The organism is Bradyrhizobium sp. WSM1253 (assembly GCF_000244935.1).
GTDB classification, from domain to species: Bacteria; Pseudomonadota; Alphaproteobacteria; order Rhizobiales; family Xanthobacteraceae; genus Bradyrhizobium; species Bradyrhizobium canariense.
Genome location: NZ_JH600073.1, coordinates 3,087,798 through 3,114,424 on the forward strand (window position 1 = coordinate 3,087,798; position 26,627 = coordinate 3,114,424).

The window sequence follows — 26,627 nt, forward strand, 5'->3', positions numbered from 1 at the left end:
CGATGACGCGTCATGATCTGACCACGGGCTCATCCAAGAGCCGCACCGGCTTGCGGTCCTTGTCCGCCGTCCTCGCCTTTGCGGTTTTCCTGGTTGACGTCCTGACGCCGCTCGAGGGCGCCGTGGCGGTTCTCTATATCGTGGCGATCCTGCTCGCGGCGAAGACCAACCGGCGCGACGACACCATCGTTGCCGCGGCCGGCTGCGTCGTCCTGACGATAACAGCCTATCTCCTGTCGCACGATCTGCGGACCATCGCCTCACCCGCCCTTCGTGTGCTGGTGAGCCTCGCGGCAATCGGGATCACGACCTTGCTGGCGCTGCAAAATCACGCGGCAACGAAGCGCCTCGCCGCGCAGGCCCGCCTGCTCAACCTCTCGCACGACATGATCTTCGTCAGAGACCGCGGCGGCGTGATCACCTTCTGGAACAAGACGGCCGAGCAGGTCTACGGGTGGTCTGCCGACGAGGCGGTCGGGCAGCTCGCCGACGCGCTCCTGCAAACCAGATATCCCGACCGGCGCGAGGTCATCGAAGCGGGCCTGGTGGGCACCGGTCGATGGGAAGGCCGCGTGCAGCAACGAACGAAAGACGGCGCGGCGCTCACCGTCGATGCCCGATGGGCCTTGCAGCACGACCGTCTTGGCAAGCCGGTCGGAGTCCTTGAAACGCACACCGACGTCACCGACCGCGTGGCCGCACACAACGCGCTGGTGCGAAGCGAACAGCGATACCGCCGGATGTTCGACGCAAGCCGGATCGGCGTCGTCGAAGAGGATTGGAGCGAACTCCGAACCGCACTGCAATCGCTGGATACCGCGGGAGCCAGCCTGCGCGACCATCTGGCGCGGCATCCCGGTTTCGTCCGGCATGCCCGCCGGCTCGCTGCAATCACCGACGTCAATCCGGCCCTGCAAAAGATGGCAGGCGCAAACGGCGCCTCGACTTTTATCGAGAATGTGGACCTGCTTCTCGGCGAGAACGACCGCAGCTTCCTCGGCGCGTTGATCGCGTTCGCGGAAGGCGAGCCGTTCTACGAAGGCGAAACCGAGCTCGTCAGGCTCGACGGACGCAAGGTTCCGGTGCTGTTCACGATCACCTTCCCCTCCGGGCCTGACGGCGACCGCAACGTGCTCGCCTTCGTCGTCGACATCACCGAGCGCAAGCAGGCGCAGGATGCGTTGCTCGCGGCGCAGGCGGAGCTCGCCCATGCCGCGCGCGTTGCCACCCTCGGCGAGCTCAGCGCCTCTATCGCCCACGAGGTCAATCAGCCGCTGGCGGCGATCGTCACCAGCGGCGAGGCCGGCTTGCGATGGCTGCGGCGCGACGTGCCCGATCTGAAGGAGGTCGCGGCCACGATCGTTCACGTCGTCGCGCAGGGCCGCCGTGCCGGCGAGGTCGTGGCCCGCATCCGCACCTTCCTGAAGAAGGCGCCTGCCCAGCAGGACAGTCTCGATATCGCCGAGATCATCCAGGAAGCGGCCCTTCTGGTCGCGCGGGAGCTCGCGAATGACGACGTCGTCCTGACTGTCGAGACGACGCCTGGCCTGAAGCCAATTCGCGGCGACCGGATCCAGCTTCAGCAGGTGCTGGTCAACCTGCTGGTCAATGCCGCCCAGGCCATGTCGGACCAGCGCGGTTCCCGTACCGTCATGCTGCGCGCCAGCGCCGTCGACGGCGAGAGACTCGCCATCACGGTGCAGGACAGCGGCCCCGGCATCCGGCCGGACGACATGCCACGCCTGTTTGATCCGTTCTTCACGACGAAGCGCGGCGGAATGGGCATGGGACTTGCGATCTGCCGAACGACGGTGGAAGCTCACGGTGGCGAGTTGTCGGTCGAGAGCACCCCGGGCGCGGGAGCGACATTCCGCCTGACACTGCCATACAGCCAAGAACACATCAGACCATGACACGACCAGACCACGCGCAATCGCCCGCCCAATCGCTCAACTCGGTCGTTATCATCGTTGATGACGACGCAGGCATCCGCGCCTCGCTCGACAGCCTGTTCCGATCGGTCGGCCTCGATACGCGCCTGTACGGCTCGCCGTCCGAACTGCTTGGAGGCTCGCTGCCCGACGGCCCCGGCTGCATCGTGCTGGACGTCCGCCTTCCCGGCGTGAGCGGGCTCGACCTGCAGGGCCAGCTCGTCCGGCAGGGCATCAGCTATCCGATCATCTTCATGACGGGCCATGGGGACATTCCGATGTCCGTGCGTGCCATGAAGGCCGGCGCGGTCGATTTCCTCTCCAAGCCATTTCGCGACCAGGACATGCTCGATGCCGTGACCGCGGCGCTCGAACGCGATGCGCAGCACCGGGCCGAAGCCGCGACCAAGGAGGACATCCGCGCCCAATACGAGACCCTGACGGCGCGCGAGCGCGAGGTGATGGGCCATGTCACCGCCGGCCTGATGAACAAACAGGTCGCCGCCCTGATCGGCCTCAGCGAGATCACGGTCAAGATCCACCGCGGGAACGTCATGCGCAAGATGGGGGTCCGGTCGTTCGCCGACCTCGTTCGCAAGGCCGAGGCGCTCGGAGTTTCCCAGACCCGCAGGACTTCGGACCAAACCTGAGTATAATTCCGGCGGGACTGCCCCAGGTGCATAAAGCGCCATCGGCCGCGCCGAGGGAGATGCTCTTCCTTGCGGAACACCGCGGCCAGGATAAGGCGCCCCCATGGCCAAAAGCTTGGTGATTGCGATCGTAGACGACGACGAAGGCGTTCGGGCATCGCTGGCGAGCCTCGTGCGTTCGGTCGGCTACGAGGCCCAGGCCTACGAATCCGGCGTGGACTTCCTGCGGCAGGCGCAGGGAGACGATCCGGCATGCATGATCGCCGACGTCCAGATGCCGGTCATCACAGGCGATGAGCTGCAGGCCCAGCTGGTTGCCGCCGGCCGCCATTTTCCAATCATCTTCATGACGGCGTTTCCGAGTGAAACCGTGCGTCAGCGCGTCATGGCCGCAGGCGCGCATTGCTATCTTGGCAAGCCTTCCAGCGGTGACGAGATCATCCGCTGCCTCGAAGACGCGCTGGCAGGCAACGGGCCGCAATAGTCCGGCCCGCGGCTGGCGCGGACGAGCGCCGTTTTCCCTCAACCCGACGTGCAATCCGGCAACGAGGTTGGTGAACCGGAAATACCGGCGAGCCCCTCGCACCTCATATTCGCGCGCGTATCACAGCACTGGCGGGGCTGGCTGTTCTGCCGAGGGAAATGGGGATCTCGCGCGATGCAAATCAATGCCGATGCTGCCGCCGCGGCGCGCCCATTGGTCTTCGCCGGGTTTCCGGCGAGCTCCTGGGCCTTTGCGCTGCGGGTGTGGCTCGCGATGCTTCTCGCCCTCTATGTGAGCTTCTGGCTCGAGCTTGAATCGCCCTCGTCGTCAGCCCTCACGGTGGCGATCCTGGCACTGCCCACGCGCGGTCAAGGCATGGAAAAGGCCGGCTACCGATTGCTTGCAACTGCCATCGGCGTGGCGGCATCGATCGCGATCGCCGGCATGTTTTCCCAAACCGACGGTCTCCTGCTCGCGGTGCTCGGCATTTGGATCGGCCTTTGCGTCTACGCCGTCGGGATGCTCGACGGCAATCGCGCTTATGCAGCGTCTCTCTGCTGCACCACGGTCGCGCTGATTGCCGTTCAGCAGATCGACAGCCCGCTGCAAGTATTCCCGACCGGCGTCGCGCGGGGCGCGGCCATCAGCGTCGGGGTCCTCGCGGTGGCGCTCGTGAATGAAATTCTGGCCGCGCCGAACTATCATCCGGCCCTGGCAAGCCGCATCGAGGCGCTGCACCGGCGGGTAACGGATCTCGCGCAAGATGCCGAGCGCGGCCAAGCGCCATCCGCACCCGTTGCGGCGAGCCTGTTGCATGATATCGCAGCACTGCGCCCGGACATCGCGAGCCTAGCGGCGGAATCGAGCGTGGGCCCGACAAGAGCCGCGGCCGCGCGTTCCGCGCTGGTCGATCTCGTCAGCGCGTTCTCTCTCGGCCGCATGCTGGCAGCGCTCTCCGCCACGTCCGCTCCGGCGCAGAATGGTGACGATCCGGACCAGGATGCGGCCGGGCTGATCGCGATTTCCCGATCCTGGCTGCGGATCGAAATCAGCCGCAAGAACGCGCAAGTGCGCAGCAGCCTCGATGCGCTGCGTGCAGGGACGCGTCCCTATCGTGCATGGCACGCACCGCTCTATCGTTCGCGCCGCATTGCGGCCGAAGCCGGCGCACGGGCTGCGATCGCGTTCACGCTGATCGCAATCTTCTTCGTGCTGGCGGGCTGGCCGACAACAGAGCTCTGCCTTTCACTCGTCGCCGTGATCATAGGCCTCGGCTCAACCTCGCCCGCGCCACGCAGCTTCACGCTGGTGGCGGTGATGGCGATGCCGATCGCCTGCGTGCTGGCCGGCATCTTGAAGTATCTCGTCTTCAATGGGGTGTCCGAGTTTCAGCTGCTGGCGATCGGTCTTGCGCCTGTCGTCATCGGCCTCGCGCTGCTGGTCTCGCTGCCGAGCCCGATGCTGTCTTCCCTCGGCCGTCTCGTCCTGGTGTTCACGCTCGCGGTGCTCGCACCGACAAATCCGCAGAGCTACGACCCCGAGGTGTTTCTGCTGACGAGCTTCTTTGCCTGCCTTTCGTCCGTCCTCGTCTTTGCCGCGCAGTTGCTGCTGCCTCCCTTGTCAGGCGGCCGGCGCATTCGGCTGCTGTTGGAAGAGGTCCGGCGCGAGCTGAGCCGCCGCGACAGCGGGCCAGCCCGGCATCTCGCGCCGGAGGAAGCCGCCTTTCGCGACGCGGCGCGGATTGAACAGATGGTGACCGCAAATGGCCCCTCCGCAATCAATGATCAGATCGCCGGCACGGCCATGCATTTTTTCGACAAGGCCGACGCCCTGCGACGTTGCCGTGCCGAACTGGACCGGGTCGGCCAGGGCCCGCTCGCCGGAGCGGCGCAGGCCGCGCGAGAGGCCCTCGTCCGGCGGGACGGCGGTGCGATCCTCGCTTCGGCCGGGGCGCTGCACCAGGCGGGAGCGCCAAGCAACCTGCCCACCAGTGCAGCCATCGCCGCGCTGATTGCGGCAAGTGCGGCGTTCATGCCGCCACAATCTCCGACCGGCTCCAGCCGAGGGACATCACCATGATGAACACCTATCGGGAACTCGTCATCGGTGGCGTGCTGATTGCCCCCATCGTCTCCTATGCGGCAACAGCGATGCTCGCGTTCCTGATGCTGCGCCCGCTGCTGCGCTTCGTCGGCTTCACGAGATTCTTCAGCAACCCTTCGCTGGCCGAACTCAGCCTCTACGTGGCGATGTTCGGCATGCTCGCACTGTTCTTCTAGGGAGAAAAGCCATGGAAGCCACCCTGCCCCGCAACGCCGCCCCGCTTCATGGCGAGCCAACGACCGACGCGCCGGTGGATGCCGCAGACACCGTGGACGGTTCGAACATGCCGGAGACCGTAGCGCGCGACACCGGCGATCACGCCGCGGCCGGCGTCAAACCTCCGGAACAGGCGGCTCCCTCCGCGAAGGTGCTGCGCGAGGGCGCCCGCCGCTTCATCCACGGCGCGGCCAAACATCTTGCGACCCTCGGCATTGCACTGGTCGCCGTCTTGATATCGCTCGCGACCTGGCAGCATTACGTCACCGCGCCCTGGACCCGGAACGGCAGCGTGCGCGTCCAGGTCGCCAACGTCGCGCCGCAGGTTTCGGGCGAGATCGTGGAACTGCGGGTGACCGACAATCAGTTCGTCCATAAGGGCGACGTGCTCTACGTCATCGACCCCTTCGACTTCGAGGTGGCCGCCCATGTCGGCAAGGCCGTCCTCGACCAGCGTGCGGCGGATCTCGAAGTGAAGCAGGCCCAGTTCAACCGGCGTCAGCGCTTGTCCAACCTCGCAACGACGCCGGAGGAACAGCAGATCTTCGCCGGCAATGCCTTGCAAGCGAAGGCTGCGTATGAGGCGGCGGCGCATCAGCTTGCTCAGGCCGAATTGAACCTGAAACGAACCAACGTGACGAGTCCGGTCGACGGCTACGTCACCAACCTCCTGCTGCGCGTCGGCGATTATGCTACCACCGGCGCCAGCAACGTCTCCATCATCGATGCCAACAGTTTCTGGATCGACGGCTATTTCGAAGAGACCAAGATGGCGGGCGTGTGCGTGGGCGATCGCGCAGAGGCACAGCTCGTCGGCTACTCCAAGCCGCTTCAGGGACATGTGAAAACCGTGACCCGCGGCGTCAGCGTGTCGAACGCCGCATCCGGCACCCAAGGCTTGCCCAACGTCGATCCCATCTACACCTGGGTTCGGCTTGCGCAGCGCGTGCCGGTTCGCGTCGCCATCGACACGGTGCCTCCGGGGGTGCCGCTGGTCTCCGGCATGACGGCGACGGTGACGATCCGGCAGCCCTCAAGCGAAACCCAAAGCCGGTTTGAGCGATTCCGCACGAACTTCGTGAATCCCGTCGCCGATCTGTTCGGCGCGGGACGTCCGCCTCGCGCGAACTGCCTTCAGGCCACATCCCAGCAGCCCCCCGAGGTGGAAGCGGTTCCGTATTCGCGCGAACCCGCCATTCCGCCAGCGGCTGCCATCGCACCGGGCCTCACACCCGGCCTCGACGCCTCGCCACGCCTGCCCTGAATCAGACGAAGACGGCCGGCCGGACATGACAGTACCGCATGCACCCTCGTTCGGTGTGTTCTCTCCACACATGCACTTGATCCCTTTGATTCCAATTGAATTTTTCGCGACACGCGGTCGCACCCGCTCGCACTTGCAAAATCTAATACCGCTTCAGCTTCCTTAACGAGCCTTCCGACGCGGTCGCACCTATCGTTCGAACATGGACCAATTGCATTCTGCTGCCGTCCCGACGGCAGCCGAATCCAGGAAATGGGGACGAACGATGCTTACTGATATGCAAGCGGCCGGCGCCCGGGTGACGTATCAACCCAGCCGCCGCGAATCGGCTTCCCCGCAAGAGTCTCGCGCATTTCCCCTCGAACGAAGGTGGCGCCAGCCCGGCCAACATGGCGGCACCGCGTCCGACGACATCACGATCTCGCGCTGGACCTCGACCCAAACAGGCATAAGGCACGAAGAAGCCGCGACGCCTTGCGACCGATACTTCCTGGCCATCGCCTTGAAAACAACACGGGTCAAACTGACCAGAGGCCGCCACACCGTCTTCGACGGCGTCATGCCGGCAGGCACGCTGTATATCGGCGCACCGTCGCAGCGGCTCAGTGCGCAGTTCTACGCGCCGTGCGATTTCCTGCACTTCCACGTCTCTGCCGGCAGTTATTTTCCGCCTCTACGGCCTGGAGCAGGCCCCGCCGCGCCGGAAGGCCTCAACGACCTCGTCCTGCTCCGCGACCCGTTTGCCGAGCAGCTTGCGAAAGCACTGACCGAACGCGGCCATTCTGCCGACCGGGAATTCGCACGCTGCATTGGCCGGACGCTGGCAATGCACATTGCCCGGCGCGAGCTCCCTCACGCGAAAGTCAATGCGTTGCCGAAATGGCGGCTGCGGCGCGTCGAGGAGTATGTCGGGACGAACTTCGACCACGGCATCACCCTGTCCGACCTTGCCAGGGTGGCGGGACTGTCGCGGATGCACTTCGCGGCCCAGTTTCGTGCCGCGACGGGATACCGACCGCGGGAATACCTGCTGCATCAGCGCATCGAGCGTGCGAAATCACTGCTATCGAATTCCGACACGGTCCTCGCCGAGGTGGCGCTGACCGTCGGCTTCTGCACCCAGGCGCATTTCTCGACCGTCTTCAAGCGGATCACAGGTGAAACCCCCGCGCGCTGGCGATGCGCCAGCCGGAACGCGTCGGCTTCGTCCAGGCTCGGCGATCCCGCTGCGACACGCATGACGGTGTCCCACGCGCTGCCCGCGGAAATCACGTGAATCATGCGAAATGAGAAATAACAGGGGTTCGTGAAATACTTTGGCCGCGCGATCGGCGATGCTGTGTGTGTTAGGTGACTGAGACCCCCAAGTCACGGCTCGAGCCTCTTTCTCCTCCCTGGGCATACGAGCATTTTGGGGCCGTCCTCCCCCAAGGATGGCCCCTTTTTTTCCACCGCGCAGCGCGATTGTCTCTTCGGAATTTATCGCGCTTGGGCGCTCAGGTGACGCGCAATCCAAGCGCGGACACCGTGAAGGCTCCTGAAATCGCCCAGCGAACGAGTCGGAAGCTCGGGCTCGATCTCGGCAACCATCCTGCTGAGCGCATGTCCCGGCCCCAGCTCGAGAAACCCCGTCGCGCCCGCTTCGACACAGGCTTGCAGGCAATCTGCCCATTGCACGGTTTGCGAAATCTGCGCGGCAAGCTTGTCGAGACCGTTGTTGGCCGACACAACCGGAGTGGCATCTATTCCGCTTAGAATGCGCGCACCGCTTCCCGGCGGGAACACCACCGGTGCCAAGCGCAGAGTCTCACGAAATACGGCGGACGCGGCGGCAAGCCGTGTAGTGTGGGAGGCCACCTCAACCGGCAACGCGACGATCCTTGCGCCGCGTATCGCCCGCGCGTCTGCGGCAATTCCGCTCAGCGCCTCCCGGCCGCCGCCGATGACAAAGGCATCGCCGGGATTGACGAGGGCGATCGCCGCGCCGTGACGTTCGCAAAGGCGACCGATCTCGTCTCGCGAAAGACCACGGACGAAGATCAGACCGTCGCCGGCGCGCGTGGCCGCATCCATGGCTTCTGCGCGGCGCGCCACGAGATCGAGCGTGGCAGTCGCATCGAACAGTCCGCCGACACCCCAGGCCGCGACTTCGCCGACACTATAGCCGGCAATGATGACGCCATGCGGCATGACATCTGCGAGCGCACGCGCCGCAGCGAGCGGCTGCAAGGTACAGAGAATCTGGCCGGCACGGTTGCGGTGCAGGGCCTCATCAGGTTCGCTCCGGACGAATTCGCGCGGATCCCTGCCACCCAGCAATGCAGCCCCATGCGCAAACAGCTGCGCGGCGTCCGGCGCGTCGCCCGTGAGGGCGAACATGTCCCGATGCTGGCCGCCTTGGCCCGAGCAGAGGATCGCAAGCGTCATCGCCGCGGCCTAATGGGGAAAGAGCAGCGCGATCGCAATCGCCAGGGTCACGACGCTGAATCCAGTGCTGGCGATGACCATCGACCCTGCCCTTGCGGAATCCAGCCGGTAGTTGACCGCGAACAAAATTCCGAAGAAGCCCGACGGCGTCGCGGCGAGCAGAATAGCCGTTTTCGCCGCGTCCTTCGTCATCGGAATGAGGCAAATGACCGCAACTGCCAGCAGCGGGCGCACGATGTCCGAAGCCACCGTTGCAGCGACGACCTTCCAGTCCAGCCGAAACGACTGCGCCGACAGAATGGCTCCGGTGAGGAACAGGGCGACGCCGGCAGCCGAACTTCCAATCAGCGCGAGGCTTGCACGGGCCAACGCGTCGAGGCTCACATCCGATAACGAGAACAGGATGCCAAGCGCGGGCGCGAGTACCACCGGCTTGGTGATCGCACGCCGAATTGCCGTCAGGACCTGCCGTGCCGCCATTTGCTCGCCGCGAGCCTTGGCGGCGCCCATTTCCGCCATGATCAGGGTCAGCGGACTGATGAGGATCGAGCCCGCCGCCAATGCGACGGCAACCGGCACAGTGCCGGCCGGCCCCACGACTGAGGTCATGATCGGAAGGCCCACGCCGGCGAGATTCGGAAAGCCAATCGTCAGCGCCTGTAATGATGCTTCCGACCGGGAAACCTTGGAGACCCCACGCGCCGTAAAATACCAGGCGAGATAGACCAGCAGCATCGTCACGCCGAGCACCAGGAAGAGCGGAACCTGCTCGATCATCTCACGGCGTGACGCCGAGGCTGTCGCCGCGAACAGAGAGGCCGGCAGCGCAAAATCCATCACGAGTGCGTTGAGGGCGTCGACGTGAAGATTGTCGACGATATGGAATTTTCCGGCGGCGTATCCCAGCAACAGAACGAAGAAGACCGGCACCAGCGCCATCAGGATCGCGTTGGACATCATGAAATCGGCCTTTCATGGGCGTCGACGAAGAGCGTCATCGCAAGCAGGTCGGCCGATCCACCCGGGCTGAGGCGACGGGCGACGAAGCTTTCGTGGATCGACTGCGCCCGCGCACGCCAGCCGGACACGCCGACGCCGCCTGAAGCGATGAAGCGACGCGCCGCGTCATGTGCAAAGCGAAGGCCGTCAAGCCCACCGCGATGCAGGAGGTTGGTGTCTTCGACGAATGCGATCAGCGCAAAGCACGCCTCGACCCGGGCGGCTTCCGTATCTTCCAGCGCAATCGGCGTCGCTCCGCGCAAGGCCGGCAAGCCGATCCGGTAGACGCTGGGAAATCCGTTTGCGGCCTCCATCCGTGCACCACCCGCACGAAAGCGGCGGCGAGCTGCGCTGCCATGGCTGTGCAGCAGCACCGGACCATCGAATATGCTGTCGCCCCACAGGCGCGCCACGACAGCGCCAAGCGGAAGTCCGGGATCGACCAACCCGCCGGCTCTCGCGCCGGCCGCCGCGCACAGCAGGCCGAGCCCGAAGATCGCGCCACGGTGCGTGTTGACCCCCGCGGTCGCCGCCAGCATGGCGCGCTCCGCTTCAAGGCCGATGATGCGCAGCCGCCCCATGCCGCAGCCAAGCGCGCCCGCATCGGCCAGGCGTTGCAGGTAGGGCCTGATGGCCGCAGCACTGCGACGAAACGTGCCCGCATCCATGTCGTCGTGGCTGCCGTTGTCGACATGGCTCACCAGCCCCGGCTTCGGCCAGGTTTCGAGCTCCTGGACGAGGCAATCGGCGGCGACGGCGCCGATCGCGGAGACATCGGGCGCGATCTGCGCCCGGCGCAGAACCGGCCGTTCCACGCCTCTTGCGGCCGTGGTGATCATGATCCCGTAGCTCCCGACATGAATTGATGCCTGCCGAGCAGGACCACGCGCGCGAGGCTCTTGACCAGAAGCTCGCTGGTGCCGCTGTGGAATTCGCGCCAGTTGACCGCAGCGCCGTCGGCGCCCATCAACTCGCCATCGAGCCGCATCGGCGCATCAGTCTCGATCGCAGCGACGTCGGCGACGAAACGATCGATGTCGGTTTCGCGGTGAAACTCGAACAGGACATCGAGATCGGAACGGTCGGTGACGTAGTCGAGCCCGGTCAGCGCCTGCCAGGCCAGGCTGCCGAACACGCGCACCTCCACCGCATGGCGAAGCGCCAGCCCGTCGAGCCGGTCGAGCGTCGGCCACCAGTTGCGCGGCGCGTAGGCCCGCGCCTGCCGCAGCGACGGCGGCCTCGCGACCGAGGCGACGTGGTCGATATCGACCACGAGAGAGACCCGTTTCTTGCCGGCAGAGGGCGGCAAGGGCAGGCCCAGCGCGAGGCCTGTTGCCTCGCATGGCAGGGCGCGTCGCCTGATCGTTGGCCACCGCATTTTTGGCCAGCGCGCGAGAAGGGAATCGGCTGCGAGGTCGTCGCGCGCGTCCAGCATCGCGCGCCAGCCTTCGGGGCTGATGAAGACCAGGTCGTGACGACCCGGTGGACGCTCACCGTGCTTGCAGGGCGAGGTCATGAACGCGCTCCGCGATCTCCGTGGCCTTCAGCCGGCCGCCACGCTCCTTGCCGAGCGCATCCCGCCGATCCTGCACGGCCGGCATGCCGGCCAGCAGCGCCTCCAACTGGTCGGCAAGCGACCTGGCATTGCTCCACGTCATGTGAACGGCGCCCATCTGTGCGAGATTGGACAGGCCCGGGGCGAACACCGGCGTCGACTTCGCCTTTTCCTGCAGGGCCTTCATCGACAGCTTGGTGACCTTCGCCATCGACGGCAGGTCCATCACCGCGGGATCGGCCCCGGGCAGTCCGACCAGCACGCGCGTCGCTAGGCCCGTCGCAAGCAGGGCGCCCGCAGCCGAGTGACCATACAGAAGACCGACGGTCGGGTGGCCATTCATATCCGCATGGATCAGCACCTTCGCCAGATGGGCGAGGAACTCGTTCAACCCGAGCAGCTCGTCACGCTTGCTCATGCGCTGGCTGTCGCTGTCGACGAGCACCAGGATCGGCCCGGAGTCCCGGTCGATCGACTCCAGGACGTGGCCCGACAGCCTGATCGCTTCGTCGACGCCTAACGCCGTCCGGTCTGCAACACCAAGCACGAGCATCCGGCCGCCGGATCGCAGCGTCGCCGAGCCGAGGATGACGCCCTTGTCGTTCCTCACCTCATGGCCGTCGGGAAAGAGCGAAGCGAGGATATTATCGAGCGTCACGGCTGGTCCTCCCGATCCGGTTGGCAAGAGCAATGAACTGATCGGCCGGCAGCTCTGGAACGGCCTCGGCATGCGCGATGCCTTCCGCCGTCCAGATGTCCACGGCATCGCCGCAGTCACCGAAGCTACGCAGCCGGTCGGCAAGCCGCCGCTGCTCGGCCCTCAGTCTGTCGAGACCGAAAGGTCCGACCAGGCCGAGCAGCTCCAGCGCGGCCTCGCGAAAATCCTGCACATTGTCGTCGGCGAAGACATCGGCGGCACCGAGCAGACGGCGATGCTTGCCTCCCATGGTCCGCCAGACCAAGGCGCGATCGCGGGAATCGAACTCCTCGACGCCGCGATTGGTCTCGATCACTTCGGGGCCCGACACTGCGATACGCCCCGGCTCCGAGACGGCGAGAGCGGAGCAACAGCCTGCGATCAGGCCGCCGCCGCCATAGCATCCGGACCTGCCGCCGATCAGGCCGATGACCTTCACGCCTGCGCTGCGGGCTTCCATCAAGGCGCGCATGATCTCGGCGATGGCCATCTCGCCAGCATTCGCCTCCTGCAAGCGGACGCCGCCGGTATCGAACAGGATCAGGACGGGGATCGAGCCGATCTGACGCGCGGCGCGGAGGAGCCCCGTCAGCTTGGCGCCGTGCACCTCGCCAAACGCGCCACCCATGAAGCGGCCTTCCTGCGCAGCGACGAACACCGGCGAGCCATCAAGCCGTCCGTGACCGACGATGATGCCGTCGTCGAACTGCTCGGGAAGGTCGAATATCTTCAGATGCGGGCTGACTTCGCGCTGCTCCGGTCCAATGAACTCGACGAAGCTGCCGGCGTCGAGGAGCAGGTCCAGCCGCGTGCGGGCCGACGCCTCGTAGAAGCTTGTGCTGCGGGCCCGTTCGGCCGGGCTGATGTCCTTGAGCGGAGCGGTCATTGGCCGGCCTCCGCGATCAATCGCACCGCCTGCGCTAGCCGAAGCGACACCGTATCGGGACGCGCACCACCGTCATTGATCGAGAACTTCAGCCCGCCCGGCGAATAGCGCTCGACGAAATCGCCGATCACGGCGCTCCAGACAGCTCCGAAGCCTATGGCCGCGGTCTTGATGTCCACGACGCATTCCGCATCCGGCAAGCTCCGCTCGACCAGCACTTCCAGATTTCCGGAAGCGACCACGCCGACAATCGCGCGTTGCCTGGTGCCGCCGGCTCGCGCGCGAACCTGGTGTTGAAAGTTGAGATCTTCCATGGTCGGTCCCTCACCAATTCCTGAATTTTGAGGGCGGCGCGTAGAGTCCGCCCGACCAGCGCACGAGATCCTTGATCGAGCGCGCCGCCAGCAGGCTGCGATCCGCATCGAGCGGATTGATACCGAGATCTTCCGGCCTGCGGATCACGCCGCGCTCGCGCAGGCGCGAGACCATGCCGTAGTCCCGCCGTCGGCCAACGTCGGTGTAGCCGGCAACGCCACGAATGGCCTGTTCTCGCTCCTGCGCGGTGCGGCACAGCAAGAGGTTTGCCACGCCCTCTTCGGTGATGATGTGCGTGACGTCGTCGCCGTAGATCATGACCGGCGCGAGATCGAGCTTCAGCTTTTCGGCGAGCTCGATCGCATCGAGCTTCTCGACGAACAGCGGCACGTTCTTGTCGCCGAACGTCTCGCCGATCTGCACGACCAGCTTGCGGCCGCGGCGCATCAGTGCCGAACCGTCGGGATCGGCCTCTGCTCCGGCCTTCAGCCAGGGCTCGCTCGGATGGCGTCGCCCGCGGGCATCCGCCCCCATGTTCGGGGCGCCGCCGAAGCCTGCAATGCGCGAGGTGGTCACGGTCGACGAGTTCCCTTGCAGATCGATTTGCAGTGTGGAGCCGATGAACATGTCGCAAGCATAGAGACCGGCGGTCTGGCAGAAGGCGCGGTTGGAGCGCAACGAGCCGTCCGAACCGGTGAAGTAGACGTCGGATCTGGCCCGGATGTAGTCGTCCATGCCGACCTCCGACCCGAACGAGTGGATCTGCCGCACCCAGCCGGACTCGATCGCCGGAATGAGCGCGGGATGGGGATTCAGCGCGAAATGGGACGCGATCGTGCCCTTCAGCCCCAGCCTCTCGCCGAACGTCGGCAGCAGGAGCTCGATCGCGGCTGTGCTGAAGCCGATGCCGTGATTGAGCCGCTGTACGCCATAGGGCGCATAGACACCTTTGATCGCGAGCATCGCTGTCAGAATCTGGCCTTCCGTGATCGCCGCCGGATCGCGCGTGAACAGCGGCTCGACGAAGAACGGCTTGTCGGCCTTGACGATGAAATGGACACGGTCCGCCGGGATATCGACCCGCGGAACGGTGTCGACGATTTCGTTGACCTGTGCGATCACGACGCCGTCCTTGAACGCGGTCGCCTCGACCACGGTCGGGGTGTCCTCGGTATTCGGGCCGGTGTAGAGATTTCCCTCGCGGTCGGCGCTGACGGCGGCGATCAGCGCGACGTGCGGCGTAAGGTCGATGAAGTAGCGGGCGAACAATTCGAGATAGGTATGAACCGCGCCCAGCTCGATCTTGCCGCCGAACAGCATGCGCGCGATGCGCGCCGATTGCGGTCCTGAATAAGCATAGTCGAGCCGCTTTGCGACCCCGCGGTCGAATAGGTCCAGATGCTCGGGCAGAACCACACCCGACTGCACCATGTGCAGATCGTTGACCTTGGACAGATCGACCGCCAGCAGCGCGCGGCTCAAGAGATCCGCCTGCTTCTGGTTATCGCCCTCCAGGCAAACCCGGTCTCCCGATCGGACCACGGCCTCCAGCAGGCGCGTGACGTCGTGCGCTTCAACGACCTTGCCGCGGGCAAGGCCGGCTCCTGCCGCAATGCGCGCATCGCGCGCGGCTCGATTGTTCTGCCAGCTCGTCACGACCTCAGCTCCTTTGCGGCGTTGGCTCCGCTCCAGAGCGATCCCGGATTGGCACGGTCGGGATGGAGCTCGAGCATCGCCTCGTAAAGCTCGCGCGGCGATGTCGTCGCCTTATCGAGGCGGTTGAAATCGAGCAGGTATTGACGGGTCTCAGCGATGTTGCGCGGTTCGTCGTCGTTGTCCGGCTTCTTGTGTCCGGCCACCACGAAGCGCGGCTTCAAGGCATCGAGCCGGCCGAGCGCGGCGATCCATTCCAGCCGGCTCTGCGTATCGGTTTCGACCAGATAGGGATGAATGCCGTTGTACACGGTGTCGCCGGCGACAATCAGGTCGAGAGAGGGGACATGAAGAGCAGTTGAGCGGGCCGTATCGGTTCGTCCCATGTCGACGACGACGAGCTTGTGTCCCTCGAGCGTAAGCTCGCCTTCGAGGGGCGCAGCCGCGGCCAGACGCTCTGCGATCTCGCCCGGAAAGCGCTTGCGCCAGAAGCCATCGAGCGCTTCAGGTGCAAGCTGCGCCTTCATCTCCTCGACGACCTCGGGAACTGCAACGGCCTTCGCATGCGGAAAGCGATCGAGCAGCGGCGCCAGGCCGAAGAAGTGATCTCCGTGCCCGTGCGTGACATAGATCGTGGTCAGATTTCGCTCGCACGAAACGACCCAGTCCAGCAACGTCTTCGACTGCCCGGCGGTGAGGAACGTGTCGACGAGAACCGCATCCCGCTCACCGTAGATCAGCGTCGACGAATTCGCGACCCACATCAAATCCGGATTGCCGGACGGCAAGTCGCGGCTGAGTCCGGCCCGCTTCACCGTCGTCACCTTCCAGTTCAGAGCGGAGCTGGTCGTCTCGATCATTTTCATGGGAATTCTCCGGATGGAATATTCGGGGCGGCGGGAGTGCTGTCACTCCCGCCGTCCTTCCTTCTGCCGGTCGTGCGTCGGGACCAGCAAAAGCACGGTCAGCGCGTGACCGGCGACTGAATGCTGCGCGCGGCGCGGGCGATGACCGCCGCCACTTCCTTCGGACGGGACTCGTAGACCGAGTGGCTCGCGCCGGGGATCACAGTGGTCTGGCTCTTGGCGCGCTCATAGTACCAGCGCTCCAGATCCGGACTGATGATCTGGTCGTTGCCGGCGACGATGCCCCAGCTCGGCTTGGTCTTCCACGCCGCTGCCGTCAGCGGCGTGCTGAAGACCTGTGTCGCGGCCGGGACCTGCGAGCGCGCGACGAACTCAGCCCGCTCGCGCGGCAGATCCGGCGCGAACAGTTTCGGGAATTGCACGGGATCGAGATAGGTGAATTTGTCGGGGGTCATCTTGATGACGCCTTCGGTCTTCCCGAGCACGCTCGGCGTCTTCTTGCCCAGCGCCGATTCGTCCTCGCCGACGTCGGGCGCATGTGCGGCGACGTAGACAAGACCGACGACGTTGGGATGTACGCCGGCCTCGGTGATGATCGAGCCACCGTAGCTGTGACCGACGAGAAGCGTCGGGCCATCCTGCAGATCGAGAATACGTTTGGCCGCAGTGACGTCGTCGGCGAACGAGGTCTCGGGCTCCTGCACCATGGTGACGCGGAAGCCTTCCTTGGTCAGGATCTCGTAGACCGGCTTCCAGCCGGACCCATCCACCCAGGCGCCGTGCACCAGGACGATGTTCTTCAGGGGCTCCGCGCGCGCAGGGGCGACGGCCGAGAACAAGGAGAGAGCGGCGGCAAAGGCGAGGCTGGCGCTGATGTGTTTCATGTCGGGATCACTCCGGGTTGGAATGACGCGATACTAATTTCAAGGCTTGCTTGCGTATTTCCGCAAACAACTATCCTTGCCACTTCGCACGCCTGGACACGCGAGCTGCGACGATCGCTGCTCGAACATCCTCCGGACGTAGCCCCGTTGAGCGAGGCATTTTTGGGGGCTCACGTTATGTACGCTGACATTCATGACATGACCTCTCGCAAGCGTGAACGGCCGGCGTTCGTACACGAAAGACGATCGATGCGCGCCCTGTCATTCAAGGCAACGTTCCTGACGTCACTCGAAATTCAAGCATAGGATCGAACAATGACATCCATCGCAAAGTGCAGCTTGGCCCTCTTCGCCCTGCTGTACGCAACAATGCCGGCTCGTGCCGGAACCTGCACGGATGACATCGCGCAAACCCAGGCCCAGCTCGATCTGGCCATAGAAAGAGACGCTGGCTCCCACGGCTGGAAGCCGGAGAGCCTCAGCGCGCTGCGCGGCCATCAACCCACGCCCCGCTCGCTCGCGGAAGCAGCTGGTGGCAATGGCATCGATTTCACCGAGGCGCTCGACTCGCTCGATCGCGCGCGCACCGCCAATCGCGGCGGCGACCTCGCCGCGTGCAGTCGGGAGATCGCGCACGCCCGGGCCATCCTGAGATAGCGAAGGCTATCTCAGGCCAACGGCGAGGCGATGCGTCGAACGTGGTCGCGCAAGACAGAATGCGATGCACGACGCACCGGATTCGCCTCGTCGTCGTGCAGCCGGGCAGCAGGGCGTGCGTTCTGGAAATACCCGCGCCGGCGCAGCTTCCTATTGTTCGATCGCAGTCGGCCGGAGCTTTCATCCATGCGACAACAATATTCAACATACAACGGTGTGATGCTTGCGACCGCCATGCTGTGGCTGGTCCCGGCTGCGGCCATCGCTCAAACAACGGCGCCGGGAATGCAGCCTCCCGCCGGCATGCTTGCGACGTCGCCGCTCAACCCGCAATCCACGCGGCCAGTGGGCATTCCGTTGGGATCGATCGAAATCGTAACGCCCGGCATCTCGCCGATCAACCCTGCGCAAAGCACGAGCGCCTGCGCCGGGTCCGGCAACGCCGCATCGACCGGAGCATTGTTCGACGGCGGCGGGTTGTCCGGCACCTCATCGACCACTTGTGCCGGCAGCACCGCAGCGGTCCCGTCCCTGCCCTCGACATCGACGGTCGGCCGCGTCGGAATTCCGCTGGGCGCCACTGAAATCGGAGGCGCCGGAATCAGTCCGTCCGTGCCGGTGGCTGGCCCGACGCCCTTGAACGGCACAACGTCCTTGAACGGCACGACATCGATCGACGGCTCCGGCAATCCCTGAGATCAAGAAGGACCATCACCGTGAAACGGAACCTCACCATTGCGCTCCTCACTCTCGCTGCGATCATGCTCGGCGCGGGCTTCTGGTTCTTCGGCACCGACCGATCGCCGGCCGTGGCAGCCGCACCCGTGCCCGCTGCGGTGCCGGTGGTCGCCGCCACGGTCACGGGCAAGGACGTTCCGATCTATCTGCACGGCATCGGCACGGTGATCGCTTACAACACCGACATCGTGCGCAGCCAGATTCAAGGACAGATCGTCAAGATCGCCTTCACCGAGGGACAGGCCGTCAAGGCCGGCGACTTGCTCGCCCAGATCGATCCACGTCCTTACGAGGCCCAGATCGAGCAGTTGACGGCCAATCGCGACAGGGACCAAGCACAGCTCGCGAATGCCGAAGCCAATCTCTCCCGCTACAATCAACTCGGCGACAAGGGCTATGCGACCCCCCAACTGATCGAGACGCAGACGGCGCAGGTGGCGCAGCTCAAGGCCGCCGTGAAGGCGGACCAGGCCCAGATCGACGAGGCCAACGTCCAGCTGAGCTATACGCGCCTCTCGTCGGCCGTTCCCGGCATCACCGGCGTTCGCCAGATCGATGTCGGCAATGTCATTCATCCGACCGACGCCAATGGCCTCGTCGTCGTCACCCAGATCGAGCCGATCTCGCTGCTGTTCACCCTGCCGCAGGCAGACCTGCCGATGATCCAGGAGCACGCCGCAAAGGGCGCCCTGAAGGTCATCGCCTACAGCCAGGACAACAAGACAAAGCTCGACGAAGGCACGCTACTGCTGGTCAACAACGAGATCGCGGGAACGACCGGCACCGTCCAGCTCAAGGCGGTGTTTGCGAACCATGAGCACCGGCTATGGCCGGGCCAGTTGGTGAATGCGCGCCTGCTGCTCGAGATTCAGAAGGATGCGCTCACTGTCGCCGGCTCGGCCGTGCAGCAGGGGCCGAACGGCAGCTATGTCTATGTCGTATCCGCTGACCGGACGGTTACCTTGCGTCCCGTTCACGTCGCCCAGATCACCGATGGCCAGGCCCTGATCGACCAGGGCCTGAAATCCGGTGACGTTGTCGTCGTCGACGGCCAGTATCGACTGACGGAAGGCAGCCGCGTTCTCGAGCTGCACGGCAAGGCCGCGCGTGAAGCCGACCTGCAGAGCGCCGTGCAGGACGCAATCCCATGAACATCTCCGCCCCCTTCATCCTGCGGCCGATCGCAACCGCGCTGCTGATGGCGGGCCTGCTGCTGTGCGGCCTTGCGGCTTATCCGCTGTTGCCGGTCGGCGCGCTGCCGAACGTCAACTACCCGACCATCCAGATCTCGGCGCAACTGCCCGGCGCCGACCCGGGCACGATTGCCTCGTCGCTGGCCACTCCGCTCGAGCAGCAGCTCAGCCAGATTCCCGGTATCACTCAGCTCACCTCGTCCAGTGCGCTCGGCGTGGCCCAGCTCACGGTGCAATTCGAGCTGTCGCGCACGGTGGACAGCGCAGCGGTGGACGTGCTGGCCGCGATCAATGCCGCGAGCCCGTTCTTGCCGCCGAATATCCCCTACCCACCGACGATCCGGAAGGTGAACCCGGCGGAGACGCCGATCATGCTGATCGCGCTGACGTCCGACTCGCTGCCGCTGACCACGGTCGATGCCTATGCGGAGAACATCCTGCTGCCGAAGATCTCGCAGGTGCCGGGCGTGGGCCTCGTCGGCATCGGCGGCCAGCAGAAACCCGCAATCCGCGTTCGCGTCAATCCGCAGGCGCTTGCCGCGCGCGGCATCGGCCTCGAAGACGTTCGCAACGTGATCGCCGGCGCCAATGTCGACCTGCCCAAGGGCACGCTCAACAGCCCGCGCGTTACCTATACGCTGAACACCAACGATCAGTTGCTCAAGCCCGCCGCCTATGAAGACCTCATCATCGCCTATCGCAACGGCTCACCGGTGCGGATACGCGACATCGGTACGGCGGTCGACGGGCCCGAGAACGACCTCCTGGCCGGCTGGTACGGCAACGATCGCGCCATCATCCTGGCGGTGCAGCGCGTTCCCGGCGCCAACGTGATCCAAACCGTCGATCGCATCAAGAAGCTGCTGCCGCAACTGCAAGCCTCCGTTCCGCCTGCGATCAAGGTGACGATTGCCGCCGACCGGACCGCCACCATTCGCGCCGCAGTCTCCGACGTTCAATTCACGCTGATGCTGACGGTCGCACTCGTGGTGATGGTCATATTCCTGTTTCTGCGGAATTTCTGGGCCACGATCATCCCGGCGATCACGGTTCCCCTGTCGCTGGTCGGCACGTTCGCGGTGCTTTACGTGCTCGGCTACAGCCTGGACAACCTCTCGCTGATGGCACTGTCGATCGCGGTGGGCTTCGTGGTCGACGATGCCGTCGTCGTCATCGAGAACATCGTGCGCCATCTCGAGCAGGGTATGACGCCGATGGAGGCCGCGCTCAAAGGTTCCAGCGAAATCGGCTTCACGATCGTCTCCATCACCCTGTCGCTGATCGCGGTGTTCATCCCGCTGTTCCTGATGGGCGGTTACGTCGGAAAGCTGTTCCAGGAATTCGCGATCACGATCACCGCCGCGCTGCTGCTGTCGCTCATCATCTCGCTGACGCTGACGCCGATGATGTGCGCGCGCCTGCTGAAGGACGACTCGCGGGCGAAGCACGGCCGGCTTTACCTCGCCTTCGAACGCGGCTTCGATGCCCTGCTCGCACTGTATGCGAGAGGCCTGCGAATCGTGTTGCGCCATCGCTTCGTGACGCTGCTGGTGATGCTCTCGACCATCGCGCTGACCGGCTACCTCTACGTCATCATACCGAAGGGTTTCTTCCCGCAGCAGGACACCGGGCAGATCGTCGGCATCACCGAAGCCGCACAGGACATCTCCTTCCCCGCGATGTCCGAGCGCCAGCAGGCGGTCGTCGATATCCTCTCGAAGGATCCAGCGGTCCAGTCGGTGGCGAGTTATATCGGCCCGGGCGGCCCGACCGCGACGCTCAACCAGGGACGCATCTTCATCGTCCTGAAGCCGAAGCCCGAGCGCAAGGCCAGTGCCGATCAGATCATCGAGCGGCTAGGGCCTCGGCTCGCCCATATTCAGGGCATCAGGCTTTACATGCAGGCCGCGCAGGACATCACCATCGGCGCACGGCTGTCGAAGACTCAGTATCAGTACACGCTGACGGACGCCGATTCCAACGAGCTCACCAACTGGTCGGCGATCTTTCTGGAGAAGCTCCGCGCGCTCGACCTCATCACCGACGTCGCGAGCGACCAGGCCAATGCCGGCCCGAGGCTGGAGGTCACCGTCAATCGCGAGGTCGCATCGAGCTTCGGCATCCTGCCCACGACGATCGACAACACGCTCGATGACGCATTCGGCCAGCGCATCGTCTCCACGATGTTCACCTCGCTGAACCAGTACCATGTCGTGATGGAGGTCGACCCACGTTTTCAGTACGGCCCCGAAGCGCTCAAGGACATCTACCTGAACTCGGCCACCGGCCAGCAGGTCCCCCTGAGCACGCTGGTTCACAGCGAAATCAAGCCCGCGCCGATCCTGATCAATCACCAGAGCCTGTTCCCCTCGGTGACAATCTCGTTCAACCTGAAGCCCGGCGTCGCACTGGGCGACGCGGTGGCGGCGATCCAGAACATCGAGAAGAGCACCGGCAAGCCCGCCTCGCTAACGGCTTCGTTCCAGGGCAATGCGCAGGCGTTCCAGTCCTCCCTGTCGGGCACGCCGCTATTGATCGGCGCGGCGCTGATCGTGATCTACATTATCCTCGGTGTGCTCTATGAGAGCCTGATCCACCCCATTACGATCCTGTCGACGCTGCCGTCGGCGGGCATCGGCGCGCTGCTCTTGCTGCTGGCGGTCCACGTGGATCTCAGCGTCATCGCCATCATCGGCATCATCCTGCTGATCGGCATCGTCAAGAAGAACGGCATCATGCTGGTCGATTTCGCCCTCGAGGTGGAGCGCCAGCACGGGCTCAGCCCGGAAGAGGCGATCTACCAGGCCTGCACGCTGCGCTTCCGCCCCATCCTGATGACGACGATGGCGGCGCTGCTGGGCGGCGTACCGCTGATGATCGGCTCCGGCACCGGCGCCGAGCTGCGTCAGCCGCTCGGCTACACTATCGTCGGCGGTCTGATGTTATCGCAGATCCTGACGCTCTACACGACGCCCGTCGTCTATCTCTATCTGGACCGGCTCAGCAATTGGCTCACCGGACGCAAGCCGCGGTCGGCCGAGACATCCACTCCAGCCACGCGCGAAGCGGATACTGGATTGCGCCATGAATCCGCTTGAGTAGTTAACTGGCGGCATGATGCCAGCTCGATCACAGCTTCGTGCGTTTTGACAAAGCGCCGACGAAAAGGCAAAAGACCGGCCTCCGGCGGGGCGGTAAACCTTTTGCATGACGCTCGAATGCCTGGATGGCTCCGACCCCGTACAGCCTCGTCGATGGTGGCGCCGTTTGCTGCCGATCCACACAATACAGGATCGGATTCTGCTGTGGGCTTGGGGTAGCCTTGTTTTGACCTTGCTGTCCTTCGCCTGCTCGCTGCTCGGAGACAATTTCGCGGCGATTGCCTTCGCCGCTTTTCTGGCCGCTTCGCTGACGCTCGTCGGCGCGGTCATGGACATCACCGCGCAGAAGAAGGCCCATGCCGAGCTGGAGCGGAGCGAGCAGCGTTACCGCCATTTGTTCAGCCGGATGCCGATCGCGCTTCGGCAGCTCGACACCAGCAGGCTGATGGCGCTGTTCCGAAAGTTGCGCGCCGAGGGCGTTACCGATCTGGGCCTCTATCTCGATAGCCATCCCGATTTCCTCCGGACCTGCATGGACGCACTCTCGATTCAGGAGGCCAACGAACGGGCCATCCAGAGTTTCGGGGAAGGCTATGTCGGACGTTCCATGGCCGAGACCTGGAAGCAACGTCCAGATACGTTCCGCCGGGCTATCGAGTCCCGCTTCCGCGGAGAAACGAATTTCGAGGAAGAGACCCAGATGGTCACGTGGGACGGCCGCATCGTCGACGTTCTCTTTACGACGGCTCGCGTCGGCCCCATTGACAATCTCGAAGCAAGCCTGGTCGTTACCATCGACATTTCCGAACGCATTCGCGCCCAGCAGAAGCTCCAGCAGGTACAGGCCGAGTTCGCGCATGCCGCGCGCGTCTCGATGCTCGGCGAGCTCACCGCGTCGATCGCGCACGAGGTCAATCAGCCGCTGGCCGCCATCGCCACCAACGGCGCCGCCGGCCTACGGTGGCTGAACAGGCCCACGCCCGATATCCTCGAGATCCGCAAGACCATCGAGAACATCGTCGTGGATACCCAGCGCGCCGCGAACATCGTGGCGCGCGTTCACGGGATGGCCTCCCGGAAAGCCCCCGAGCAGGCATTGCTGTCCTTTGACGAGATCATCCGCGAAGCACTTCTTTTCCTTCAACACGAGATGGAATCCCGCAGCGTGACGATCCTGCACCGGCCCGATCCGGGCGCGCCGCTGGTTCTCGGAGATCGCACCCAACTCCAGCAGGTGATCGTCAATCTCGCTATCAACGCGGCGCAGGCAATAACGCAGGCCGGATATGACGATCGCAAGATCGTCATCAGCACGGTCACACAGGACGCCGCAACATTGTGCTGCTCGGTGGAGGACAACGGTCCCGGCATCGCCGCCCAGCATGCAAATCGTCTGTTTGACAGCTTCTTCACGACCAAGGACAGCGGCATGGGCATGGGATTGCCGATCTGCCGGTCAATCGTCGAAGCGCATGGCGGCCGGATCGGCGCTGAAAGCAATGGTACGAGTGGCGCCCGGTTCTGGTTTACGCTGCCCATCGCCATCCCCGTCGATCCGCCGCGCTGCGACCTTCACGCGGATATGTGACTCCGGCGGTGCCGCTATTCCCCTGCCGCGGCCGCACGCACCAGGCGGATCGGGACGCCCTTGTATGATGGCGTGAAGCTCAGGGGATCACGGGCATAGAGCGGCACCAGCGGATTGGTCTCCGGATAGTACGCCGCGCAACAGCCGGTCGGAAAGGCATAGGCTACCACGCGGAAGTTACGCACGATCCGCTCGGCGCCATCGGTCGAGGCGGTTATCAGGTCGACGCGGTCGCCGTCGGCAAGCCCGCGCTTGCTCATCTCGTATTCGTTGAGGAAGACCACGTCGCGCTGGCCGAACACGCCGCGATAGCGGTCGGACATCGAGTAGAGCGTCGTGTTGTACTGATCGTGGCTGCGTATGGTTGTGAGCCACAGGAAATCGGGATCGCTCTGCGGCGGGTCCTCGCCGCAACCCGGGAAGACCAAAAAGTTCGCCTTGCCCGACGGCGTCGCCCAGATGCGCTCGCGTGCCGTCGAGGTAAGATGGAAGCCGCCGGGGACGCGGATGCGGGCGTTGTAGCCCTGGAAGATCGGGAATACCGCCTCGATCGCATCGCGAATCCGGTCGTAATCAGCGACGAAGCCGTCCCAGTCGACCACCGTGCGCTCGCCCAGCGTCGCCTTGGCGACGCCGGCGACGATCGCGATCTCGCTGAGGAGATGCTCCGATGCCGGTTTGTTGCGGCCGGCGGACGCATGCACCATCGACATCGAATCCTCCACCGTGACCGACTGTGGCCCCGATTGCTGCACATCGATCTCGGTGCGCCCGAGGCACGGCAGGATCAGGGCGGCGTGGCCGTGGATCAGGTGACTGCGGTTGAGCTTGGTTGAGACGTGGACGGTCAGATCGAGCTTGCCAAGCGCAGCCCGCGTCGCCTGCCAGTCCGGAATGGCCGCGGCGAAATTGCCGCCCATCGCGAAAAAGGCCTTCACCTCGCCGCGGATCATGGCCTCCAACGCGGTCACCACGTTGTGTCCCGGCGCGGCCGGAGGCTTGAAGCCGAAGCGTTGCTCCAGGCGCTCGAGGAAGTCCGCCTTGGGAACTTCCGTGATTCCCACGGTCCGATCGCCCTGCACGTTGGAATGACCGCGAACCGGGCATACGCCGGCGCCATCGCGCCCGACATTGCCGCGCAACAGCGCGAGGTTGGCGATCTGCTGGACGTTGTTCGCACCGCGCCAGTGCTGGGTGATGCCCATTCCGTACACGAGGATGGCGCGCTCGGCCTTCATATAGGCGCCGGCCGCATATTCCATGTCCTCGCGCGTCAGGCCGGACTGACGTTCGATGTCCGGCCATTGCGTGCGCTTGAGATCATCGATCAGCGCTTCGATGCCGATGGTGTGGCCGCGAATGAAATCCCAGTCCAGGATCTCCGGCTGCTCGGCGGCACGAGCGGCCTCGTCGGCTTCCACCAGAATCTTCATGATCCCCTTGAGGACGGCGACGTCGCCGCCGACCCGCACCTGGAACAGTCTTGAGCTGATCGCCGTCGACGACAGCGTGATCATCTCGACCGGGCTCTGCGGCGCCTGGAAGCGCTCCAGCGCCCGCTCACGGAACGGGTTGAACGAGATGATGGACGCGCCGCGGCGTGCCGCATTACGCAGGCTGGTCATCATCCGCGGGCTGTTGGTGCCCGGATTCTGGCCGAAGATGAAGATGCAATCGGTCTTGTCGAAATCCTCCAGCAGCACGGTGCCCTTGCCGACGCCCAGCGAGTACGGCAGGCCGACGCTGGTCGCCTCGTGGCACATGTTCGAGCAGTCGGGAAAGTTGTTGGTGCCGTATTCGCGCACGAAGAGCTGATAGAGGAAGGCGGCTTCGTTCGAAGTCCGCCCGGACGTGTAGAACTCCGCCATGTTCGGATCCGGCAAGGCCTTGAGCTCGCGACCGATCATGTCGAATGCATCGCTCCACGCCATCGGGAGATAGCGGTCGGATGCGGCGTCGTAGGCCACCGGATGAGTGAGCCGCCCGACCATTTCGAGATCGTAATCGTTCCAGCCCGCGAGCTCCGTGACGGTATGCTCGGCGAAGAATTCCGGCGTGCAGCGCTTCGATGTTGTCTCCCAGGCGATCGCCTTGCCGCCGTTCTCGCAAAATTCGAATGACGAGGTATGCTTCGGATCGGGCCAGGCACAGCCGGGGCAATCGAAACCCTCCGGTTGATTCATCCGGCTGAGCGTCGCTGCACCTTTCAGCGGCGCCCGCTGCACCAGAAGCGCCTCGCTGAGCGCCTTGAGTGCGCCCCAGCCGCCGGCGGGCTCGCGATAGGGACGAACCGATTTCGTGGTCATCTCGATATCTCTCGATATGGCAATTCTCCGGTTCAGTTAAGGATCGCGCAGGCAGAGCCGTCTTTTCAGAACGAAGCCGAATTTCGCAATTGCACACGTTCGATCCCGGGCGGC

General features: G+C 64.7%; 24 protein-coding genes. 11 read left to right on the forward strand and 13 right to left on the reverse strand.

The annotated features are described in order from the left end of the window. Window positions 1-2 precede the first annotated feature (2 nt). From BRA1253DRAFT_RS16080 to BRA1253DRAFT_RS16110, 7 genes are all read left to right on the forward strand, one after another. Window positions 3-1,913, forward strand: coding sequence for an ATP-binding protein (locus tag BRA1253DRAFT_RS16080; protein ID WP_007596018.1), 1,911 nt, complete (start codon window positions 3-5; stop codon window positions 1,911-1,913). Next, the gene (locus BRA1253DRAFT_RS16085; protein WP_007596020.1) at window positions 1,910-2,581 is read left to right on the forward strand and encodes a response regulator transcription factor; all 672 of its coding nucleotides are present in this window, start codon (window positions 1,910-1,912) and stop codon (window positions 2,579-2,581) included. The genes BRA1253DRAFT_RS16080 and BRA1253DRAFT_RS16085 overlap by 4 nt, the downstream gene beginning before the upstream one ends. Window positions 2,582-2,684: 103 nt before the next feature. Then, window positions 2,685-3,065: a response regulator transcription factor gene (locus BRA1253DRAFT_RS16090; protein ID WP_007596023.1), complete on the forward strand. Its 381-nt coding sequence runs from the start codon at window positions 2,685-2,687 to the stop codon at window positions 3,063-3,065. A gap of 174 nt (window positions 3,066-3,239) precedes the next feature. Then, complete coding sequence (locus BRA1253DRAFT_RS16095) at window positions 3,240-5,144, forward strand: FUSC family protein (protein ID WP_007596026.1); 1,905 nt, start codon at window positions 3,240-3,242, stop codon at window positions 5,142-5,144. After that, entirely contained in the window at window positions 5,141-5,344 is a 204-nt protein-coding gene (locus BRA1253DRAFT_RS16100; protein ID WP_007596028.1) for a DUF1656 domain-containing protein, read from the forward strand. The genes BRA1253DRAFT_RS16095 and BRA1253DRAFT_RS16100 overlap by 4 nt, the downstream gene beginning before the upstream one ends. Before the next feature lie 11 nt (window positions 5,345-5,355). Then, complete coding sequence (locus BRA1253DRAFT_RS16105) at window positions 5,356-6,648, forward strand: HlyD family secretion protein (RefSeq protein ID WP_007596030.1); 1,293 nt, start codon at window positions 5,356-5,358, stop codon at window positions 6,646-6,648. A gap of 265 nt (window positions 6,649-6,913) precedes the next feature. After that, window positions 6,914-7,924, forward strand: a complete 1,011-nt coding sequence (locus tag BRA1253DRAFT_RS16110) for a helix-turn-helix domain-containing protein (RefSeq protein ID WP_007596031.1) — start codon at window positions 6,914-6,916, stop codon at window positions 7,922-7,924. A 203-nt stretch (window positions 7,925-8,127) separates the two neighbouring features. On the opposite strand, the gene BRA1253DRAFT_RS16115 is transcribed toward BRA1253DRAFT_RS16110, so the two are convergent. The 10 genes from BRA1253DRAFT_RS16115 to BRA1253DRAFT_RS16160 all read right to left on the reverse strand — a co-directional run bounded on the left by BRA1253DRAFT_RS16115 (window position 8,128) and on the right by BRA1253DRAFT_RS16160 (window position 16,930). Continuing rightward, window positions 8,128-9,075 carry an ACP S-malonyltransferase gene (locus BRA1253DRAFT_RS16115; RefSeq protein ID WP_007596032.1) on the reverse strand — a complete coding sequence of 316 codons (948 nt, stop codon included), beginning with the start codon at window positions 9,073-9,075 and terminating at the stop codon, window positions 8,128-8,130. A gap of 9 nt (window positions 9,076-9,084) precedes the next feature. Beyond that, window positions 9,085-10,035 (reverse strand): AEC family transporter, encoded by a 951-nt coding sequence (locus BRA1253DRAFT_RS16120; protein ID WP_007596033.1) that lies wholly within the window; start codon window positions 10,033-10,035, stop codon window positions 9,085-9,087. Further along, a complete protein-coding gene (gene mdcB / locus BRA1253DRAFT_RS16125; protein WP_007596034.1) occupies window positions 10,032-10,913 on the reverse strand; it encodes a triphosphoribosyl-dephospho-CoA synthase MdcB in 882 nt (293 codons plus the stop codon). Before mdcB ends, BRA1253DRAFT_RS16120 begins: the two co-directional genes overlap by 4 nt. Further along, window positions 10,910-11,590, reverse strand: coding sequence for a malonate decarboxylase holo-[acyl-carrier-protein] synthase (gene mdcG, locus BRA1253DRAFT_RS16130; RefSeq protein ID WP_007596035.1), 681 nt, complete (start codon window positions 11,588-11,590; stop codon window positions 10,910-10,912). The genes mdcB and mdcG overlap by 4 nt, the downstream gene beginning before the upstream one ends. After that, on the reverse strand, window positions 11,565-12,287 hold the full coding sequence (mdcE, locus tag BRA1253DRAFT_RS16135) for a biotin-independent malonate decarboxylase subunit gamma (RefSeq protein WP_007596036.1): 723 nt from the start codon (window positions 12,285-12,287) through the stop codon (window positions 11,565-11,567). The genes mdcG and mdcE overlap by 26 nt, the downstream gene beginning before the upstream one ends. Next, the gene (locus BRA1253DRAFT_RS16140) at window positions 12,274-13,212 is read right to left on the reverse strand and encodes a biotin-independent malonate decarboxylase subunit beta (RefSeq protein ID WP_007596038.1); all 939 of its coding nucleotides are present in this window, start codon (window positions 13,210-13,212) and stop codon (window positions 12,274-12,276) included. Before BRA1253DRAFT_RS16140 ends, mdcE begins: the two co-directional genes overlap by 14 nt. Further along, window positions 13,209-13,526 (reverse strand): malonate decarboxylase acyl carrier protein, encoded by a 318-nt coding sequence (mdcC, locus tag BRA1253DRAFT_RS16145; RefSeq protein WP_007596039.1) that lies wholly within the window; start codon window positions 13,524-13,526, stop codon window positions 13,209-13,211. Before mdcC ends, BRA1253DRAFT_RS16140 begins: the two co-directional genes overlap by 4 nt. A 10-nt stretch (window positions 13,527-13,536) precedes the next feature. Then, entirely contained in the window at window positions 13,537-15,183 is a 1,647-nt protein-coding gene (gene mdcA / locus BRA1253DRAFT_RS16150) for a malonate decarboxylase subunit alpha (protein WP_007596043.1), read from the reverse strand. After that, entirely contained in the window at window positions 15,180-16,046 is an 867-nt protein-coding gene (locus tag BRA1253DRAFT_RS16155) for an MBL fold metallo-hydrolase (protein ID WP_007596044.1), read from the reverse strand. The genes mdcA and BRA1253DRAFT_RS16155 overlap by 4 nt, the downstream gene beginning before the upstream one ends. 98 nt (window positions 16,047-16,144) lie before the next feature. Further along, entirely contained in the window at window positions 16,145-16,930 is a 786-nt protein-coding gene (locus BRA1253DRAFT_RS16160) for an alpha/beta hydrolase (protein WP_007596047.1), read from the reverse strand. A gap of 315 nt (window positions 16,931-17,245) precedes the next feature. On the opposite strand from BRA1253DRAFT_RS16160, the gene BRA1253DRAFT_RS16165 reads away from it, so the two are divergent. Then, a complete protein-coding gene (locus BRA1253DRAFT_RS16165; protein ID WP_007596049.1) occupies window positions 17,246-17,587 on the forward strand; it encodes a hypothetical protein in 342 nt (113 codons plus the stop codon). 266 nt (window positions 17,588-17,853) lie between these two features. Here BRA1253DRAFT_RS16165 and BRA1253DRAFT_RS42825 read toward each other — a convergent pair whose 3' ends face one another. Beyond that, the gene (locus BRA1253DRAFT_RS42825) at window positions 17,854-18,276 is read right to left on the reverse strand and encodes a hypothetical protein (protein ID WP_245285927.1); all 423 of its coding nucleotides are present in this window, start codon (window positions 18,274-18,276) and stop codon (window positions 17,854-17,856) included. 27 nt (window positions 18,277-18,303) lie between these two features. On the opposite strand from BRA1253DRAFT_RS42825, the gene BRA1253DRAFT_RS16175 reads away from it, so the two are divergent. Together BRA1253DRAFT_RS16175 and BRA1253DRAFT_RS16180 are read left to right on the forward strand one after the other, a co-directional pair. After that, window positions 18,304-19,476: an efflux RND transporter periplasmic adaptor subunit gene (locus BRA1253DRAFT_RS16175; RefSeq protein WP_007596057.1), complete on the forward strand. Its 1,173-nt coding sequence runs from the start codon at window positions 18,304-18,306 to the stop codon at window positions 19,474-19,476. Continuing rightward, window positions 19,473-22,616 (forward strand): efflux RND transporter permease subunit, encoded by a 3,144-nt coding sequence (locus tag BRA1253DRAFT_RS16180; protein ID WP_007596058.1) that lies wholly within the window; start codon window positions 19,473-19,475, stop codon window positions 22,614-22,616. Before BRA1253DRAFT_RS16175 ends, BRA1253DRAFT_RS16180 begins: the two co-directional genes overlap by 4 nt. A gap of 31 nt (window positions 22,617-22,647) precedes the next feature. Here BRA1253DRAFT_RS16180 and BRA1253DRAFT_RS45260 read toward each other — a convergent pair whose 3' ends face one another. After that, window positions 22,648-23,478 carry a hypothetical protein gene (locus BRA1253DRAFT_RS45260; protein ID WP_245285928.1) on the reverse strand — a complete coding sequence of 277 codons (831 nt, stop codon included), beginning with the start codon at window positions 23,476-23,478 and terminating at the stop codon, window positions 22,648-22,650. Window positions 23,479-23,493: 15 nt separating this feature from the next. Between BRA1253DRAFT_RS45260 and BRA1253DRAFT_RS45265 the strand changes: the two genes are divergently transcribed. Further along, the gene (locus tag BRA1253DRAFT_RS45265; RefSeq protein ID WP_245285929.1) at window positions 23,494-24,207 is read left to right on the forward strand and encodes a sensor histidine kinase; all 714 of its coding nucleotides are present in this window, start codon (window positions 23,494-23,496) and stop codon (window positions 24,205-24,207) included. 14 nt (window positions 24,208-24,221) lie between these two features. Here BRA1253DRAFT_RS45265 and BRA1253DRAFT_RS16190 read toward each other — a convergent pair whose 3' ends face one another. Further along, window positions 24,222-26,513, reverse strand: coding sequence for an FdhF/YdeP family oxidoreductase (locus BRA1253DRAFT_RS16190; protein WP_007596060.1), 2,292 nt, complete (start codon window positions 26,511-26,513; stop codon window positions 24,222-24,224). Window positions 26,514-26,627: the final 114 nt, after the last annotated feature.